We start from the raw sequence: 15,501 nt of genomic DNA on the forward strand, positions 1-15,501 counted from the left end.
TTTTTAGCTTAAAATGTTAGGTAAAAATGAACTTATTACAAGTATAAAAACAAAGAATGAAATTAGTATAATACTTTCCTTTTTAAATAGGTCTTTAAAGCTAACTTTATAGTCCATCTCTATTTGTTTTGCAGGTATTTTATGGGTTAATTTACTCACTAAAACAGCTACTAAAATTGCTATTATAAATCCTGTAAGATTGTACCAAATCCAAAAAATATCTGGCACATTATTATATCCTACATCTGCTAGTGCTAGATGAATAGAACCTTGACCCGAATAAAACTGACCTTGTGTAAAAAAGTAGACTAACTCTGGTAAGTATTTAAAAATAAGGTTTACTGTTACCGATGTTATAATAGCAGCATTCATACCAATATGATTAACTTTTTTAAAGAATATTGCAATAACAAAAGCGGCTAATATTGGTCCATAAAACAAGGATGTAATAGCATTAATAAGCTCTATAACTGTGCTTTGGCTATTACCAAAAAGATATGCTGCAAGTATACAAACTACACCCCAAAAAACAACAAGCCCTTTAGATAACACCATATAGCGTTTTTCGGACAGCTTGTTTTTTCCGCTATTAAAAAAATCTTCGATAGTTACAGCACTTAAAGAATTGATGGTAGAACTTAACGAAGACATTGCTGCAGATAAGATACCAACCATTAAAATACCGATTAGTCCGTTTGGCAAATATTTGGTAATAAATACAGGCATCATTAAATCTGGTTTTATACCAGAAGCTTCATATTCTGCAGGATAATGCACACGCGTTGTTTCTTGTATGCTTTGGTAAAACTCTGGAATATTACTAACTAAATAGCCAATAATTAATCCCATAATACAGTATACCAATACTACGGGAAATCTTAGCAGTCCATTAGCCATTAAAAGTTTTCTAATTGTACCTTCGTCTTTTGCAGATAATAAGCGTTGTGCTTGGGTTTGGTCTGTACCGTAGTACGATAAATACAAAAACAAACCACCTAAAAGCATTGGCCAAAAGCCATATTCTTCACCTTGGAAAATTCCTAAATTAGACAGGTCTATCACCTGTAATCTTTCGGTATTAAAACCTGTAAATGTTCCCGTATCTTCCATTAAGGAATAACCAACAATAAGGCAAATTATTAATCCTGAAAACAGAATTATCATTTGTATTGCATCGCCCCAAACAACAGCTTTCATACCACCTTGATACGAATATATTAGAGTTACAATACTTATAATAATTAACGTCCAATGGAAACTTATACCTACTACAGCTTGTATAATTAACGCCATAGTAAACACCATTACACCAGTTCCTAAAGCTCTACTAATTTGAAAAACAACACTAATTAATTTTCGAGTGGATTTAGAAAAACGACGTTCTAAATATTCATAAATACTAACAATACCAGATTTGTATAAAGGTGGAATTATGAAAAACATTATACCAATCATAGCTAGAGGAACACCAAACTCAAAGGTTAACCATTTTAATCCTCCGTTAGCTTTTAAACCAACAAAAGCTGGTGCTGAAATAAAGCTAATGGCAGATAATTGGGTTGCCATAGTTGATAAACTTAGTGGAAACCAACCTAAGCTTTTTCCTCCTAAAAAATAATCTTTAGAATCTTTATTTTCTTTGAAGAAATAGCCCATAGCCACAAAACCTATGAGGTAAACAATTATAATGGTGTAATCTAGCCAATTCATTTAGTTGCTTTTTAGTCTTTTAATAAATCTAGTAATAATGCTGCACTCCAAGAAAAGTTATTTCCTCCGTAACCAGCATGTTCTGTTACAGATTTTCTAGAATCGAAATATTCATAAAAACCATATTTTTCGATTAGTGTTATAGAATCTTCTTTTACACGATTAGCAATATCTGTAAAACCATAATTATTTAGTCCGTTATAAAGCATCCAGTTAAGGTTTATCCAAATTGGTCCACGCCAATATTTTTTTGGGTTAAATCTATCACTTTCTGGGTCGAAAGATGCACAAAGATAACGGTCTTCTCCTCCAAACTTTTTGATTAGCGTTTTTACCATTACCTCAGCGTGTTCTTTTGTTGGTATATTGGAAAATAAAGGTGCAAAAGATGAAGACGAAAGATGTTCTATCTGCTTTTCGTTTCTTAAATCGTAGTGTACGTAACCTCCTAATTTTTCGTTATAAAGCTTTTCGTTAAATCTTGTTATTGCCTTTTCTTGCCAAGCTTTTAATGTACTTATTTTATCTTCGGAATCGCCAATCATTTCATACAATTCAATTAATGCTTCGTTAGATTTAATAAGCATAGCATTAAATAATGGGTCTTGCACTAAGAATGGTGATAATTCTGCAATTTTTGCATCATCGTAATTATGCGCTTTTGCAATTTCAATTAAATGAAGATAGTAATCATACTCTCTATTTGTTGGTCTTTGCGCAGCATCGACGTGAGTGGTATCTCGTCTTTCAAACTTATAGTTTGGCGGATCCATAGTCTCCCAAATATCGTCCCAAATTGGTGAATTGTCTGTACCAGATTCCCAATTATGATATATGAAGACCAATCCTTCTTGATTTGGGTCTCTGTGGTTGTAAAAATGTTGATGGTTAAAGAAAACTTTGTCTATGTTTTGCTTAATAAAATTTAGCATATCCTCTTTATCATCTACAATATCATAAATTTCTTTAAGTACAAATCCTAATACTGGCGGTTGTGTCATACCAGTAGTTCTATGACTTTTTGATGCTAATGGATGAAGTTTTGATAAGTGAAAATCTGGACCTGGAAAATAGGTATCACTATCGTTATGAAATACGATGTGAGGAATAAATCCATTTTCCCATTGTGCGCTTAATAACGCTTCTATTTCTCGTTTTGCTTTGTTACTATCGTAATGGGCAAATCCGATAGCTATGAAGCCTGAATCCCAATTCCATTGAAAAGGATATAAGCCTTCACAAGGTATTGTAAATCCTTTATCTTCATTAAAATTAGTATCAAGAATATGTTTTGCTTTTTCTTGTAGGTTGTCTTTACTCATAGTTTGGTTTAATATAAAAATTGTAAAAAAAGCATCGGCATTACGATAAATAATACCAATGCTTTAAGACATAATTAAATAATTTTAGAAATTAAATGTAGTGGTAATAAATAATCGTCTTGGTAATATTGGTCTTCCGTAAAAGAAGTCACCATCTGCAGATTGTCCTGCAATACCAGCTCTTGGATTTCCTTCTGTAAGTCCAGAACTATCAAATAAGTTAAATACAGAGAATCCTACTCTTAAATTACTATTGTCTTTAGTTTTAAAAGTATATCCTGCACCTAATCTTGCTATAGTGATTGCGTCTAACTCTACGTTATTAGTATCGTCTGTAAATTTTGCACCAGTATGGTTAAGAGAAAATAAAGCGTCAAATTGGCTATTGTCATAATTTAGAGCAAACGACCCTAAAAAGTTAGGTTGCCTTCCTATTTCATTTCCTTCGTTAATTGTAGTGATGCCTCCATTAACTAAATCTTCTGTTTGATTTGTTGTAATTTCATGATTTTGATACGTTAATGTTGCTGATGCTGTAAATGCATCTGTTATTTTATAGTTACCTGTTGCTTCTAGTCCTAATGTTTTTGTAGATTGTTCGCTACGACCTTGGTCTACTAATTCTCCGTTAACAATTGCTTGATCAATTCTAATACGATCACTTAACCCTACGTAATAAGCTGCAGCAGAACCTGAGAACTTAGATGTACCAAATTTTGCTCCTATTTCTCCTTGTAAAATTGTTTCAGCGTCATAATTTGTGTCTCTAATTCCTGGTGTTGGTGCAAAACCACGTTGTTGTGGGAAAAAGAATCCTCTTGAGAAGTTAGCGTATAAATTTGTAGACGCTGTTAGCTTATATAAACCTGCAAGTGATACAGCCCAATCTGTTGCTTCAATTTCACCTGTTGTAAATGTACCGTCTGTATATCTTACGTTTTGAAGATCTGAAGTTAAATTAGCATCATCATAAACTTGGCTTTCTGCTAAGTTTCCTCTTCTAAATGTTCCTTTTGTAGATTCTATTCTAAAACCAACATCAAAACGCCATTTATCTAAAACCATCTCGTCAGTAATATAAAATGCTGTTCTACTTTGGTTTAAAAAGTTATTAGTTGTCATACCTATTCTGTTATATAAACCTCCTTGAGAGTAAATAACATTATCTCCACCAGCATTTGTATAACTTAAGTTTATAAGACGTGGATTATTATTAAATTCTGAAAGCACTCTATATTGATAATTAACATCTTCTGCTTCTGTACGTGCCAAGAATGTACCCGCTGTATAAGTATGTATACCGTTTTCTGATTTAAAAACTAAATTAGCCTCTCCAGAATAGTCTGTCATTGGTCTTAGTCTATCAATGTGTAAATTTTCAATTACTAAATCATTACCATTAATTTGTTGTCCAGATCCACCTAAATAATTTGCAGTATAATCAATGTTATTTGGTGCCACAGCAGACACATAATCTGATAAAGTAATTGGGTTACCATAATTACCGTTACCTCCAACATATAAAGCAAAATTGTGTTGATAGTTAGCATATTTTACTTTAGACTTAAACTTTAAATTATCCGTTAAATCGTAATTAAAGTCTGCTAAAATATATCCTCCTTTAGTGTAAACACCATCTCCGATAGGACTGTCATAATTCCCTCCTGGTGTTAAAAAAGATGTATTAGCCAATTCTCCTGTTAATAAAGATTGTACCTCATCACCATCATTACCATTTAATCGCTCTCTTGATCCTCCTTGAAGAGGTAAAGGCATAAAAAATTGTGCGCGGTCATTTATAAACTGACCATGTACTGTAAAAAATCCTTTATCAAATTTTTGTTTAATATTAGCTCTTAATTGAAATCCTCTAGTATCTAATCCTGTATCTATAGGACCTTCGTCTTTTCTAACAAAACCAGTTACTGCGTAGTAAGTATTTGAGTCTTCACCTCCTAATTGTCCTCCTGAGTAGAATTCTGTTTTTAATCTTCCATCTGTACCATATTCTAAATTAAGGATATTTTCATCATTAGAATCTCCTGTTTTACTAGTGTAATTAATAATACCTGCTACAGAACCAGCACCGTATAAAACTGCTGCTCCACCTCTAACAAATTCTACACCTTTAAATCCTAAATCTGGTCTTGCATACACATCATGAGCAGAAGAGTTAAGACCAAACGTACTCATTAATGGCATACCATCGTATTGTAATGGATTAAATACGTATTGCCCGCCAGAAGGTAAACCTCTTACAAAAAGGTTAGTAGCTGTTTCTCCTCCACCACCTTCTGCAGTAATACCAGGAATACTACGTAAAACATCTGCCTGGCTATTTGCAGATAACTTTGTAATGTCTTTTTGTTTAACAGAACTTATAGACATTGGTGTCTCTTTTTGAGATCTAAAAGTAGAAGACGCTGTAAGCACAACTGTTTCTAATGCATTTTCTCCTTCTTGTAAAACAACGTTAATATTCACTTCACTGTTATTACAATCAATACTTTGTTCAAAAGTATCAAAACCAACGTAAGACACTTGTAAAGTCTGTTGACCTGTCAAACTTGTAGTAAATGTAAAATTACCCTCAAAATCTGTAACAGCTCCAAAGTCACTATTCTTAATAATAATATTAGCTCCCATTATAGGCGTATTATTTGCATCTGAAACTTTTCCCTTAATAACAGTCTGAGAAAAGGCAGAAGTAATACTAATCATCATTAAAGATGTAAGTAAAAATTTTTTCATGTTAGTTATATATTTTGTGTTAGTGAGGCTAAAATATTATCAAATAGTTAAATTTTTATCAAAAAAATTAATAGATTCGCACGCAAACGATTGCGGTAACGATTGCATCAATAAACATGAAAAAAAAGATAATTACCTTAAAAGACCTAGCTAAACGTCTAAATATTTCTCCATCTACAGCTTCTAGAGCTTTAAATGATCATCCAGATATAAGTATAGAAACTAAACAAAAGGTAAAAGACCTTGCAAGAAATTTAAATTATGTTCCCAATCTATTTGCTAAAGGATTTAGATCTCACAGAAGTAACATTTTAGGGGTAATTGTACCTAATATTACTCATTATTTTACGACTACTTTAATTAGAGGAATCTTAGAAGAAGCAAATCTTCAAGGTTATAAAGTCATTATATCAGAATCTAATAATGATGTAAAAAAGCAAACCGAAATGTTAAATACTATGTTACAATTTGGTGTAGACGGCGTACTAATGTCTATCTCTAAAATGACAAAAGATGTTGATGATATTCTTAAAGTATTACATACTGTACCTCTTATTTTATTTGACAAAGCCTCTAACAAAATACCATGTACACAAGTAGTTATTAATGAAGAAGAAGCTGCTTTTAATGCAGTTGAGCATTTAATTAACATTGGAAAAAAAAGAATTGCAATTATTAAAGAAACAGAATATTCTTTTACTTCTGAAAAAAGGTATCATGGTTATTTAAGAGCTTTAAAAGAAAATAATATTCCATTAGATAGTAAAATAGTTTTAAGTGTAGAAGACATTTCTATGCATCAGGGAAAGAGAATGACCAATATATTACTATCCTTAAAAGAAAAACCAGATGCAATTTTTGCTATAACGGATAGTGCCGCTATTGGAGTAATTAAAACTTTAAAAAAACTTAGTATAAAAATTCCAGAAGATATAGCTGTAGTAGGATTTAGTAATTCTACAAACTCACAGATAATAGAGCCTAAATTAACAACAATAGACCAACCTGGACAAAAAATAGGATCTACAGCAGTAAAACAAATAATTGAAGAAATAAACAGCACTAATCAAATTAACGTCAATAAAACTATAGAAATAAAAACAAACTTGATTATTAGAGATTCTAGCTTCAAAATTTAAAAAACAAATGTTTACTTTTGGCCAATTAATTTATTTAAATGGAGGTTTTAGATTCAATTTTATTAGGAATTATACAAGGTTTAACCGAGTTTTTACCGGTATCGTCTAGTGGTCACTTAGAGTTAGGAAAAGCTGTTTTAGGTGATAAAAGTATTCCTGAAGAAAGCTTATTATTTACTGTTGTACTTCATTTTGCTACTGCTTTAAGTACCATTGTTGTGTTTAGAAAAGACATTTGGTCGCTTTTAAAAGGCATTTTAAAATTTGAATGGAACGACGATTTACAATTTGCTTCAAAAATTGCAATATCTATGATTCCTGCGGTAATTGTAGGTCTATTTTTTGAAGAGCAATTAGAGCAACTTTTTGGAGGAAACATCTTATTAGTTGGTTTTATGTTATTAATTACGGCTATTCTTTTATTTTTTGCAGATAAAGCTAAAAACACTAATAAAAATGTTTCATTTAGTAATGCTTTTATAATTGGTGTTGCTCAAGCTATTGCTATGTTACCTGGTATTTCACGAAGTGGCGCAACAATTTCGACCTCTGTTTTGTTAGGTAATGATAAAACAAAAGCTGCACGTTTTTCGTTTTTAATGGTTGTTCCTTTAATATTTGGTAAAATTGCTAAAGATATTTTAAGTGGAGATTTAAGTTTAGAATCTCAAAACTTCACCACACTATCTATTGGATTTATAGCTGCTTTTATTTCTGGTCTTTTTGCTTGTACTTGGATGATACGTTTAGTCAAAAAAAGTAAACTATCTTACTTTGCTATCTACTGTGCTATTGTTGGATTAATTGCTATAACATATTCAATTTTAAATTAGGAAAAATGTCAGGAGAAGATTACAAAGCAGGACAAGTTTTATTAATAGATAAGCCTTTAAATTGGACGTCTTTTCAAGTTGTAAACAAACTACGTTGGGAAGTAAGGCAAGCCTTTAACATAAAAAAAATTAAAGTTGGTCATGCTGGTACTTTAGATCCATTAGCAACTGGTCTATTAGTGATTTGTACCGGAAAAATGACTAAACAAATAAATACGTTTCAAGGTCAAATTAAAGAATATACTGGCACTTTTGTTTTAGGAAGCACAACTCCTTCTTTTGATTTAGAAACCGAAATTGACAACACCTATCCAACCGATCATATTACTGAAGCATTAATACACCAAACAACCAAACAATTTATTGGTGAAATTGACCAATATCCTCCTGTGTTTTCTGCAATTAAAAAAGACGGAAAGCGTCTTTATGAATTTGCTCGTGCTGGTGAAGACGTAGAAATTAATTCTAGAAAAGTAACCATTGAAGCTTTTGAAATCACTAAAATTAACGGTTTAAACTTAGAGTTTAGAGTAGTTTGTAGCAAAGGTACTTACATTAGATCTTTGGCAAACGATTTTGGAAAAGCTTTAAATTCTGGCGCTCATCTTTCAGTATTACGACGTACAAAAATTGGTGATTTTGATGTAAAGAATGGACTTTCTATCGAAGATTTTATTAAAAATTTGCCAAAAAAGGAATAAAAAACGTCTTTTCAACGTAAAGCTGCGTATATAAATTACTAACAAATCAAGCTTAATTATTAATTTGTTTGCATGCAGTTTAACAATTCACATAAGGCATTAGCTATAACTTTTTTAATTGTTGGTACATTGGTACTTTCAATTTTTAATACAACTATTTTTAAGTTAGATAACGCGCAAGCTGAAACATTTTACGAAGTAGAAACTATTGAAGATATAAAAGAACAAATACCTGAAATTGAATCACAAAACAAAAGTTCTAACACTACAAATAAAGCTTTTAATACAACCGAAAATTATAAACACTACGCACAAGCTTACAAACCTATAGCGCCACCAAAAGATTATAAAAACCCTAAACTAGAAACTTATAAAAATGAAGTAATTAAAGAGACTTCAACATCTAAAAGCAATGGTAATTCTTCAATTTCTGAAGAAACTATAACCAGTTTTAATAGTGTAAATAGTGTACTTTCTAAACGTAGCCAAAATCAAAGTGCAGCACAAAGCAATGTCGCAAATACCAACAGTAATGTCTATTATTCTTTAAAAGATCGTATAGATCAATATTTACCTGTACCTATTTATTTATGCGATGCAAGAGGAAAAATAGTAGTAAATATTACAGTAAATCATAACGGAAATGTAGTTAAAGTTAGCACCAATTCTGCATCAACTTCTAATAATGCTTGTTTAAAAGATTACGCTTTAAAGTATGCAAAAGAAGCTAGATTTAACAGCGCTAATAAAATTTCACAAATTGGTACTATTACTTTTGAATTTCAATAAAAGTTTTCGATACAATTTTCCGTGCCTCAAAATCACTCGAACTGACGTAATTAATATATTAATTCTATTAAATCTTTAATCACATTTTGTCCTTTATCTTTATTATACCAGCGTTGTAAATCTTCTTTAAATTCGGCAGTTAACGTACCGTTTTTCTTTTTAAAATCATTAACCAGCTTGGTAGCTTCTGTTGGTCTTGGACCATAACTATTTAAAACTGTTTTTGTTGTATTATCAAACTGAATAAGTTTAGGTATTGATTTACCTCCGTTAGTTAAGAACAAATCCATTAATTGCTCATTTTCATCACGCAAAACCAACTGCAAATTTATACCAGAATTTAACTCGGCAACTTTATTAATTACAGGTATTACATGTGCTGCATCGCCACACCAACTTTCGGTAAGAACAATCCACGTTTGATTTACTGTTGCATTTTTAATAGTTATTTTATCGGCTTCACTAATTTTTATCGTTTTATCCCAGCGCTTCATACGTCTATCGTTAAGCGCAGTATAATTAATTAATGCTTCAGACTGATTAGTACCTGTAGTAGCATTCTCTTCTACTAACCTGCTTAATAAAGTTCTATAATCTTGATAAGAAAGACTTTTTTTTAAGCTCTCTTCTATAACATTTGCTAAGTCTAATTGTGTTGTTTCCATAGTCTAAAATTACAGCAACTTTTAGGATAATTTAGTAACTGTTGTTACATTAGTAGTATATTTTTAAAAACCTTACAATGACAAAACACAGATGTGGTTGGTGCGTTGGTGATGCCCTATACGAAGCTTATCATGACCAAGAATGGGGAAAACCTGTTTATGATGACGACACGATTTTTGAGTTTTTAATTCTTGAAACGTTTCAAGCAGGATTGAGTTGGATTACTGTGTTGCGTAAACGCGAAAATTTTAGAGTTGCTTTTAATGACTTTGACTATAAAAAAATAGCAAATTATAATGAAACGAAACTTGAAGAATTAATGCAAAATGAAGGTATTATACGCAATAGACTAAAGATTAAAGCTACAGTTACCAATGCACAAGCTTTTATGAAAGTGCAAGAAGAATTTGGAACGTTTAATAAATACATTTGGGCTTTTGTAGACGGAAAACCTATAAAAAACAAAGTAAAAAATTATAAAGAAGCTCCAGCAAATACACCAATAAGTGATGCTTTAAGTAAAGATTTAAAAAAACGCGGTTTTAAATTTGTAGGCAGTACTGTTATATATGCACATATGCAAGCAACTGGTATGGTTAACGATCATGAGATTGATTGTTTTAGGTATAATGAAGTGTAGTTTATGATTGAAATAGTTGGAATTATATTCTACTTTTTAATTAATATAATTGGAGCAATTATAAGATGGACCGTTGGAAGCAGCATTAGGTTTCTTTTTAAAATGAATACTTATAACTTTAAAAACTACTTTTCTGGATCAAAAAGTTTTTATGACAATGAGAAGACACAATTTTACAATGTGATTTTAGGGTTAATTTTTACAATAATATTTTTTGCCACAATAACTTAAAACTTATAAATACTTTAAAAACTCATCTCTAGGTATATCTTCTGCACCCAAACTTTCTAGGTGATTAGTATAAACTTGACAATCTATTAATTTGTAATTACTATTTTGAATAAAAGAGATAAAACCAGCTTTACTAGCATTACTAACTTTGGTAAACATACTTTCGCCACAAAACACACCATTATTTAAATCGACACCATATAAGCCAGCAACTAATTTTTGGTCTTGCCAAACCTCGACAGATTTAGCAAAGCCTAGTTGATGTAATGTGTTATAAGCCTCTACCATTCCGTTGGTAATCCATGTACTGTCTTGACCTGGTCGTTTTGCTTTAGCACATTCGGTAATAACCGCATTAAAATCTTTATTTACGGTCACTTCAAAATCACAATTACGCAACACTTGTTTCATGCTTTTAGATACTTTTAATTTTGAAGGGAATAGCACAAATCGAGGATCTGGTGACCACCATAAAATAGTATTATCATCTTCAAACCAAGGAAAAATTCCGTTTTGGTATGCTGCTAAAAGTCGTTCTGGACTTAAATCGCCACCAAAAGCTAAAAGACCATCTTCTGTTGCTTGAGATACTGGAGGGAAAAAGTGATGTTTGTTTAGAAAATTCAATACAATTATTTTTACTTAAAATAAATATTTAAAATGAATTTGACAAAAAAACCCTCAAAACCTATTTGGTTTTGAGGGTTTTTATTTCCACGAAAGCGAAACATTATTTAGAACGGTAAATCGTCGTGCTCTTCTTCGTTTACATTATTTGCTGGTTCAAATGCTTGTGCTGGTGGTACATCTGGCATACCTTGTGGTGCACCTGCTTGAACAGCTTCTATACGCCAACCTTGAATAGAGTTGAAATATTTTGTTTCACCTTGAGGATTTACCCATTCTCTACCACGTAAGTTAATGTTAACTTTTACATCTTGTCCTACTTGGTAGTTGTTTAATAAATCTGTTTTATCTTGAACAAACTCTATCATGATATGTTGTGGGTACTGCTCTTCGGTAGTTACTACTATTTCTCTTTTTCTAAACCCATTACTTCCAAAAGTCTGTGTTTCTCCAATTAATTTTACTTTTCCTTGTACTTCCATTTCTCTCTATAATTATTAAATATTCGTCTAAATTTAAATTGCTATTTTACAATAATAGCATTTTCCAAGCACTTTCTACATCATTATAACTTAAAAAACCTTGTGCTTTTTTGTGTTTATCTTCTTGACTGATTTCGGCTAAATTATGTTCTTTTTTAAATGCTAATATAGCATCTTCTGTTGGTAATGTTTCTACATTTGCCAATAAACCTAAATCATTACCTGTTAATATGTTACTGTTTTTTACATGTTCTGGTAAAGCATCTACACCAATACCTAAGGTTCTTAAAGGTTTTGGTATTTCAAAAAAACCAGATTTTGCTCTGCTATAAAAACTACCTCCTGCTCTTGATACTAAGTCTAATTTTACTTGATCGATAGCTCCATTTTCATCTAAAACCTCATCATTAATATGCATTTTAACCACTTCGCATATTACTAAATTACCTGCACCACCTTCTGTACCTAGCTTAACAACTTCATTAACCTTACACTCCATTTGTATTGGGCTTTCTGCCACTCTAAAAGGTTTAACAATGTCCGATTTTAGCATGGTTAACCCTGCTTTTTCAAATTCGTTAACACCTTCAGGATACTCTGTACTACTTAATGACATTTGTTGTACAATATCATAATTTACCACATTAATTACGACTTCATTTGTAACTTCTACATTTTCTAAAGTATGTTTTGTGGTATTGCCTCTAACACGTCTTGCAGGAGAAAATATTAATATTGGTGGATTTGCACTAAAAACGTTAAAAAAACTAAACGGTGATAGGTTGGGTCTTCCATCTTTATCTACTGTACTTGCAAACGCGATTGGTCTTGGTGCCACAGCGCTAAGCAGGTAACTGTGTAGTTTTGGTGTTTCTAAATCCTTTGGCAAAAATGATAACATACTACTTGTTTATTTTGTACAAAAGTACATAATCTGGCACGCAATTAAAAGCAATTTAATAGGTAACTCTCACAATATTATTAACAGAATTGCATTATATTAACAACAAAAATTAACCATCATGTTTTTTACTAAACATCGTCAGCTAGTACGTTGGATTATTATTATTGCGTCTTTTGGAATTATCTCTTTGATTTTATGGAATACCTACGTATTCTTTCAAAAATTTAAAGAAGAAGAGCGCAAAAAAATGGAGATTTGGTCTTTTGCTCAACAAGACATTATCCAGAACATGGATTTAAATGGAGATATTGGCAATTTACCACTAAAAATTTTAGAAAGTAATAACACTACTCCAATGATTAAAGTTAACGAAGATGGAACGATGGACTTTAATAACATAGACGAAAAGGAAACAGAAGACGAAACTTACCTTAAATCTTTAATAGAACAATTTAAAGGAGAAAATAAGCCCATCGAAATTAAATACAAAGACAAAGTTTTATCTACGCTTTACTACGGAAATTCCCCTTTATTAAACAAACTTAAATACTATCCATTAGCGCTACTACTAATCATTTTACTATTTGGTGCAGTTGTTTACTTTTTTTATAAAAGTTCTAAAAACGCAACCGAAAACAAACTATGGTCCGGTATGGCAAAAGAAACAGCCCATCAAATTGGTACACCGCTATCTTCTTTAATTGGTTGGACAGAAATTTTAAAGACCGAAAATACCAATCCAGAATACATTAAAGAGATTGAAAAGGACATAAATAGATTACAAACTATTACCGAACGTTTTAGTAAAATAGGCTCTTTACCAACATTAGAACAATTGGATATTGTTGAAGAAACTAAAGAAGCTTATGGTTATTTAAAGTCTAGATCTTCAAAATTAATTAACTTTAGTATTGATGCTCCAGACACACCAATTTATGTAAATTTAAACAGACAATTATACGGTTGGAGCATTGAAAACTTGGTTAAAAACGCGATAGATGCTATGAAAGGAAAAGGTAATCTAAAGGTACAAATTACACCACATCAAAAATATGTAGATATTACAGTTAGCGATACTGGCAAAGGTATCTCTAAAAAAGAATTTAAAACTATCTTTGAGCCAGGTTACACCACAAAAAAACGTGGTTGGGGATTGGGATTATCTTTAACAAAACGTATTGTTGAAGATTTTCATGACGGAAAAATAAAAGTGCAATTATCAGAAATTGGTGTTGGAACAACCATGTTAATTTCTCTAAAAACAGTTTAATTATGCGTAAAAGTTATGTTACAATAAAACAAGTAGTTTTAAAAAATAACTGTCCAGAATGTTATAACAACTCTGGATTGCAACTTACTTTTAAACAGGAGTTTTTAGAAACATCTTTACACAAAACTTTAACCCAAAAAATAAGTCATAGTTTATATTGTAATACTTGTGAAACTGAAATCTTCCCAGTACAATGGACTGACGACATTGAGCGTGTATATGAGTATCAATTAAAAGCATTTACGCCAAAAAAAAGCTACTTAAAACTAAAACCATTTGCATTGATTTTAATAGTAGTAGCTATAGTTTTAATTGCTGCTTTAGTTACGTTTTTAATCAGCTCTTATAAGTAAGATTGTATTGCTTTTGCAGTTGCTTCAAAATCTTCTTTAGTAAGTGTTTCTTTACTAATAAAGCGCGCATCTTCCATAGTGTTTAAGGGAATTAAATGTACGTGTACATGTGGTACCTCTAGACCAATTACGCTTACACCAACACGCTTACATGGTATTGCTTGTTCTATAGCTATAGCAACTTTTCTAGAAAATTGCATTAAGCCTGTATATGTAGCTTCATCTAAATCAAAGATCTTATCAACTTCTTTTTTGGGAATACAAAGCGTATGTCCTTTAGCATTAGGATTGATATCTAAAAATGCGAAAAAATCTTCTGTTTCTGCGATTTTATAGCATGGTATTTCACCATTTATAATTTTTGTAAATATTGAAGCCATATTGATTAATTTATGATTTAAATATAAAAAAGATTCCTGCCAAACTGAAAACATATTTCAGAATACACAGGAATTTTGTTTTTAATTTCCGCGAAAGCGAAATATTATTTATCTAGAAATTTCGATAATATCAAATTTCATAATACCACTTGGCACTTGTATTTCGGCAACTTCACCAACAGATTTACCAAGCAAACCTTTACCAATTGGACTGTTTACAGAGATTTTTCCTGATGCAAGATCTGCTTCGCCATCTGCTACTAATGTGTAAACCATTTCCATACCATTGGTTTGGTTTTTAATTTTTACTTTAGATAACACCAATGCTTTTGATGTGTCTAATTGAGACTCGTCTATTAAACGTGCTCCTGCTAAAGCCTCTTCTAATTTAGAAATACGCATCTCTAACATACCTTGCGCTTCTTTAGCGGCGTCATACTCTGCATTTTCACTTAAATCTCCTTTATCTCTTGCTTCGGCAATTGCTTTAGATGCTTTTACGCGTTCTACATCTTTAAGTTGCTTAAGCTCATCTCTTAGTTTTTTTAAACCTTCTGCTGTATAATAAGATACTTTACTCATAGTTATTTCGTTTTAAATAAAAAGACGCTGAAAAAAATTTCAGCGTAAAACGCAAAAATCTCGCATGCACGAGATTTTGTTAAGCAAATATACAAAATATTTATTTTACGCTACTTATTGT

The 15,501-nt window shown here is 31.3% G+C and carries 16 protein-coding genes; 7 read left to right on the forward strand and 9 right to left on the reverse strand.

Going from position 1 to position 15,501, the window contains the following annotated elements:
- Window positions 1-3: 3 nt before the first annotated feature.
- The 3 genes from WA340_RS15025 to WA340_RS15035 all read right to left on the reverse strand — a co-directional run bounded on the left by WA340_RS15025 (window position 4) and on the right by WA340_RS15035 (window position 5,783).
- Entirely contained in the window at window positions 4-1,710 is a 1,707-nt protein-coding gene (locus WA340_RS15025) for a sodium:solute symporter family transporter (RefSeq protein WP_336129671.1), read from the reverse strand.
- A gap of 11 nt (window positions 1,711-1,721) precedes the next feature.
- Window positions 1,722-3,032 carry an MGH1-like glycoside hydrolase domain-containing protein gene (locus WA340_RS15030; protein ID WP_106679750.1) on the reverse strand — a complete coding sequence of 437 codons (1,311 nt, stop codon included), beginning with the start codon at window positions 3,030-3,032 and terminating at the stop codon, window positions 1,722-1,724.
- Between the two features lie 84 nt (window positions 3,033-3,116).
- Window positions 3,117-5,783: a TonB-dependent receptor domain-containing protein gene (locus WA340_RS15035; RefSeq protein ID WP_304140723.1), complete on the reverse strand. Its 2,667-nt coding sequence runs from the start codon at window positions 5,781-5,783 to the stop codon at window positions 3,117-3,119.
- A 116-nt stretch (window positions 5,784-5,899) separates the two neighbouring features.
- Between WA340_RS15035 and WA340_RS15040 the strand changes: the two genes are divergently transcribed.
- The 4 genes from WA340_RS15040 to WA340_RS15055 all read left to right on the forward strand — a co-directional run bounded on the left by WA340_RS15040 (window position 5,900) and on the right by WA340_RS15055 (window position 9,245).
- Entirely contained in the window at window positions 5,900-6,922 is a 1,023-nt protein-coding gene (locus WA340_RS15040) for a LacI family DNA-binding transcriptional regulator (protein WP_304140726.1), read from the forward strand.
- A 38-nt stretch (window positions 6,923-6,960) separates the two neighbouring features.
- Complete coding sequence (locus tag WA340_RS15045; protein ID WP_336129672.1) at window positions 6,961-7,755, forward strand: undecaprenyl-diphosphate phosphatase; 795 nt, start codon at window positions 6,961-6,963, stop codon at window positions 7,753-7,755.
- Between the two features lie 5 nt (window positions 7,756-7,760).
- Window positions 7,761-8,456, forward strand: coding sequence for a tRNA pseudouridine(55) synthase TruB (gene truB, locus WA340_RS15050; RefSeq protein WP_336129673.1), 696 nt, complete (start codon window positions 7,761-7,763; stop codon window positions 8,454-8,456).
- 72 nt (window positions 8,457-8,528) lie between these two features.
- Window positions 8,529-9,245 carry a hypothetical protein gene (locus WA340_RS15055; protein WP_336129674.1) on the forward strand — a complete coding sequence of 239 codons (717 nt, stop codon included), beginning with the start codon at window positions 8,529-8,531 and terminating at the stop codon, window positions 9,243-9,245.
- 50 nt (window positions 9,246-9,295) lie between these two features.
- Here WA340_RS15055 and WA340_RS15060 read toward each other — a convergent pair whose 3' ends face one another.
- Entirely contained in the window at window positions 9,296-9,910 is a 615-nt protein-coding gene (locus WA340_RS15060; RefSeq protein ID WP_223077597.1) for a thioredoxin family protein, read from the reverse strand.
- A 77-nt stretch (window positions 9,911-9,987) separates the two neighbouring features.
- Between WA340_RS15060 and WA340_RS15065 the strand changes: the two genes are divergently transcribed.
- On the forward strand, window positions 9,988-10,551 hold the full coding sequence (locus WA340_RS15065) for a DNA-3-methyladenine glycosylase I (RefSeq protein WP_336129675.1): 564 nt from the start codon (window positions 9,988-9,990) through the stop codon (window positions 10,549-10,551).
- Between the two features lie 234 nt (window positions 10,552-10,785).
- Here the strand turns inward: WA340_RS15065 and aat are convergent, their stop codons facing one another.
- From aat to WA340_RS15080, 3 genes are all read right to left on the reverse strand, one after another.
- Entirely contained in the window at window positions 10,786-11,409 is a 624-nt protein-coding gene (aat, locus tag WA340_RS15070) for a leucyl/phenylalanyl-tRNA--protein transferase (RefSeq protein WP_336129676.1), read from the reverse strand.
- Window positions 11,410-11,516: 107 nt separating this feature from the next.
- On the reverse strand, window positions 11,517-11,891 hold the full coding sequence (locus WA340_RS15075; protein ID WP_304140744.1) for a DUF3127 domain-containing protein: 375 nt from the start codon (window positions 11,889-11,891) through the stop codon (window positions 11,517-11,519).
- Between the two features lie 46 nt (window positions 11,892-11,937).
- A complete protein-coding gene (locus tag WA340_RS15080; protein ID WP_336129677.1) occupies window positions 11,938-12,792 on the reverse strand; it encodes a flavin reductase family protein in 855 nt (284 codons plus the stop codon).
- 121 nt (window positions 12,793-12,913) lie between these two features.
- Between WA340_RS15080 and WA340_RS15085 the strand changes: the two genes are divergently transcribed.
- Both WA340_RS15085 and WA340_RS15090 read left to right on the forward strand, forming a co-directional pair.
- On the forward strand, window positions 12,914-14,065 hold the full coding sequence (locus tag WA340_RS15085) for a sensor histidine kinase (protein ID WP_336129678.1): 1,152 nt from the start codon (window positions 12,914-12,916) through the stop codon (window positions 14,063-14,065).
- Between the two features lie 2 nt (window positions 14,066-14,067).
- Entirely contained in the window at window positions 14,068-14,418 is a 351-nt protein-coding gene (locus tag WA340_RS15090; RefSeq protein WP_304140754.1) for a hypothetical protein, read from the forward strand.
- Here the strand turns inward: WA340_RS15090 and WA340_RS15095 are convergent.
- Together WA340_RS15095 and greA are read right to left on the reverse strand one after the other, a co-directional pair.
- Window positions 14,409-14,798, reverse strand: coding sequence for an HIT family protein (locus WA340_RS15095; RefSeq protein WP_304140756.1), 390 nt, complete (start codon window positions 14,796-14,798; stop codon window positions 14,409-14,411). The two genes, WA340_RS15090 and WA340_RS15095, sit on opposite strands and share 10 nt — an antisense overlap.
- A gap of 108 nt (window positions 14,799-14,906) precedes the next feature.
- A complete protein-coding gene (greA, locus tag WA340_RS15100; RefSeq protein WP_027880851.1) occupies window positions 14,907-15,380 on the reverse strand; it encodes a transcription elongation factor GreA in 474 nt (157 codons plus the stop codon).
- Between the last annotated feature and the right edge of the window lie 121 nt (window positions 15,381-15,501).

The sequence above is a fragment of the Mesoflavibacter sp. CH_XMU1422-2 genome (assembly GCF_037029245.1).
GTDB lineage: Bacteria > Bacteroidota > Bacteroidia > Flavobacteriales > Flavobacteriaceae > Mesoflavibacter > Mesoflavibacter zeaxanthinifaciens.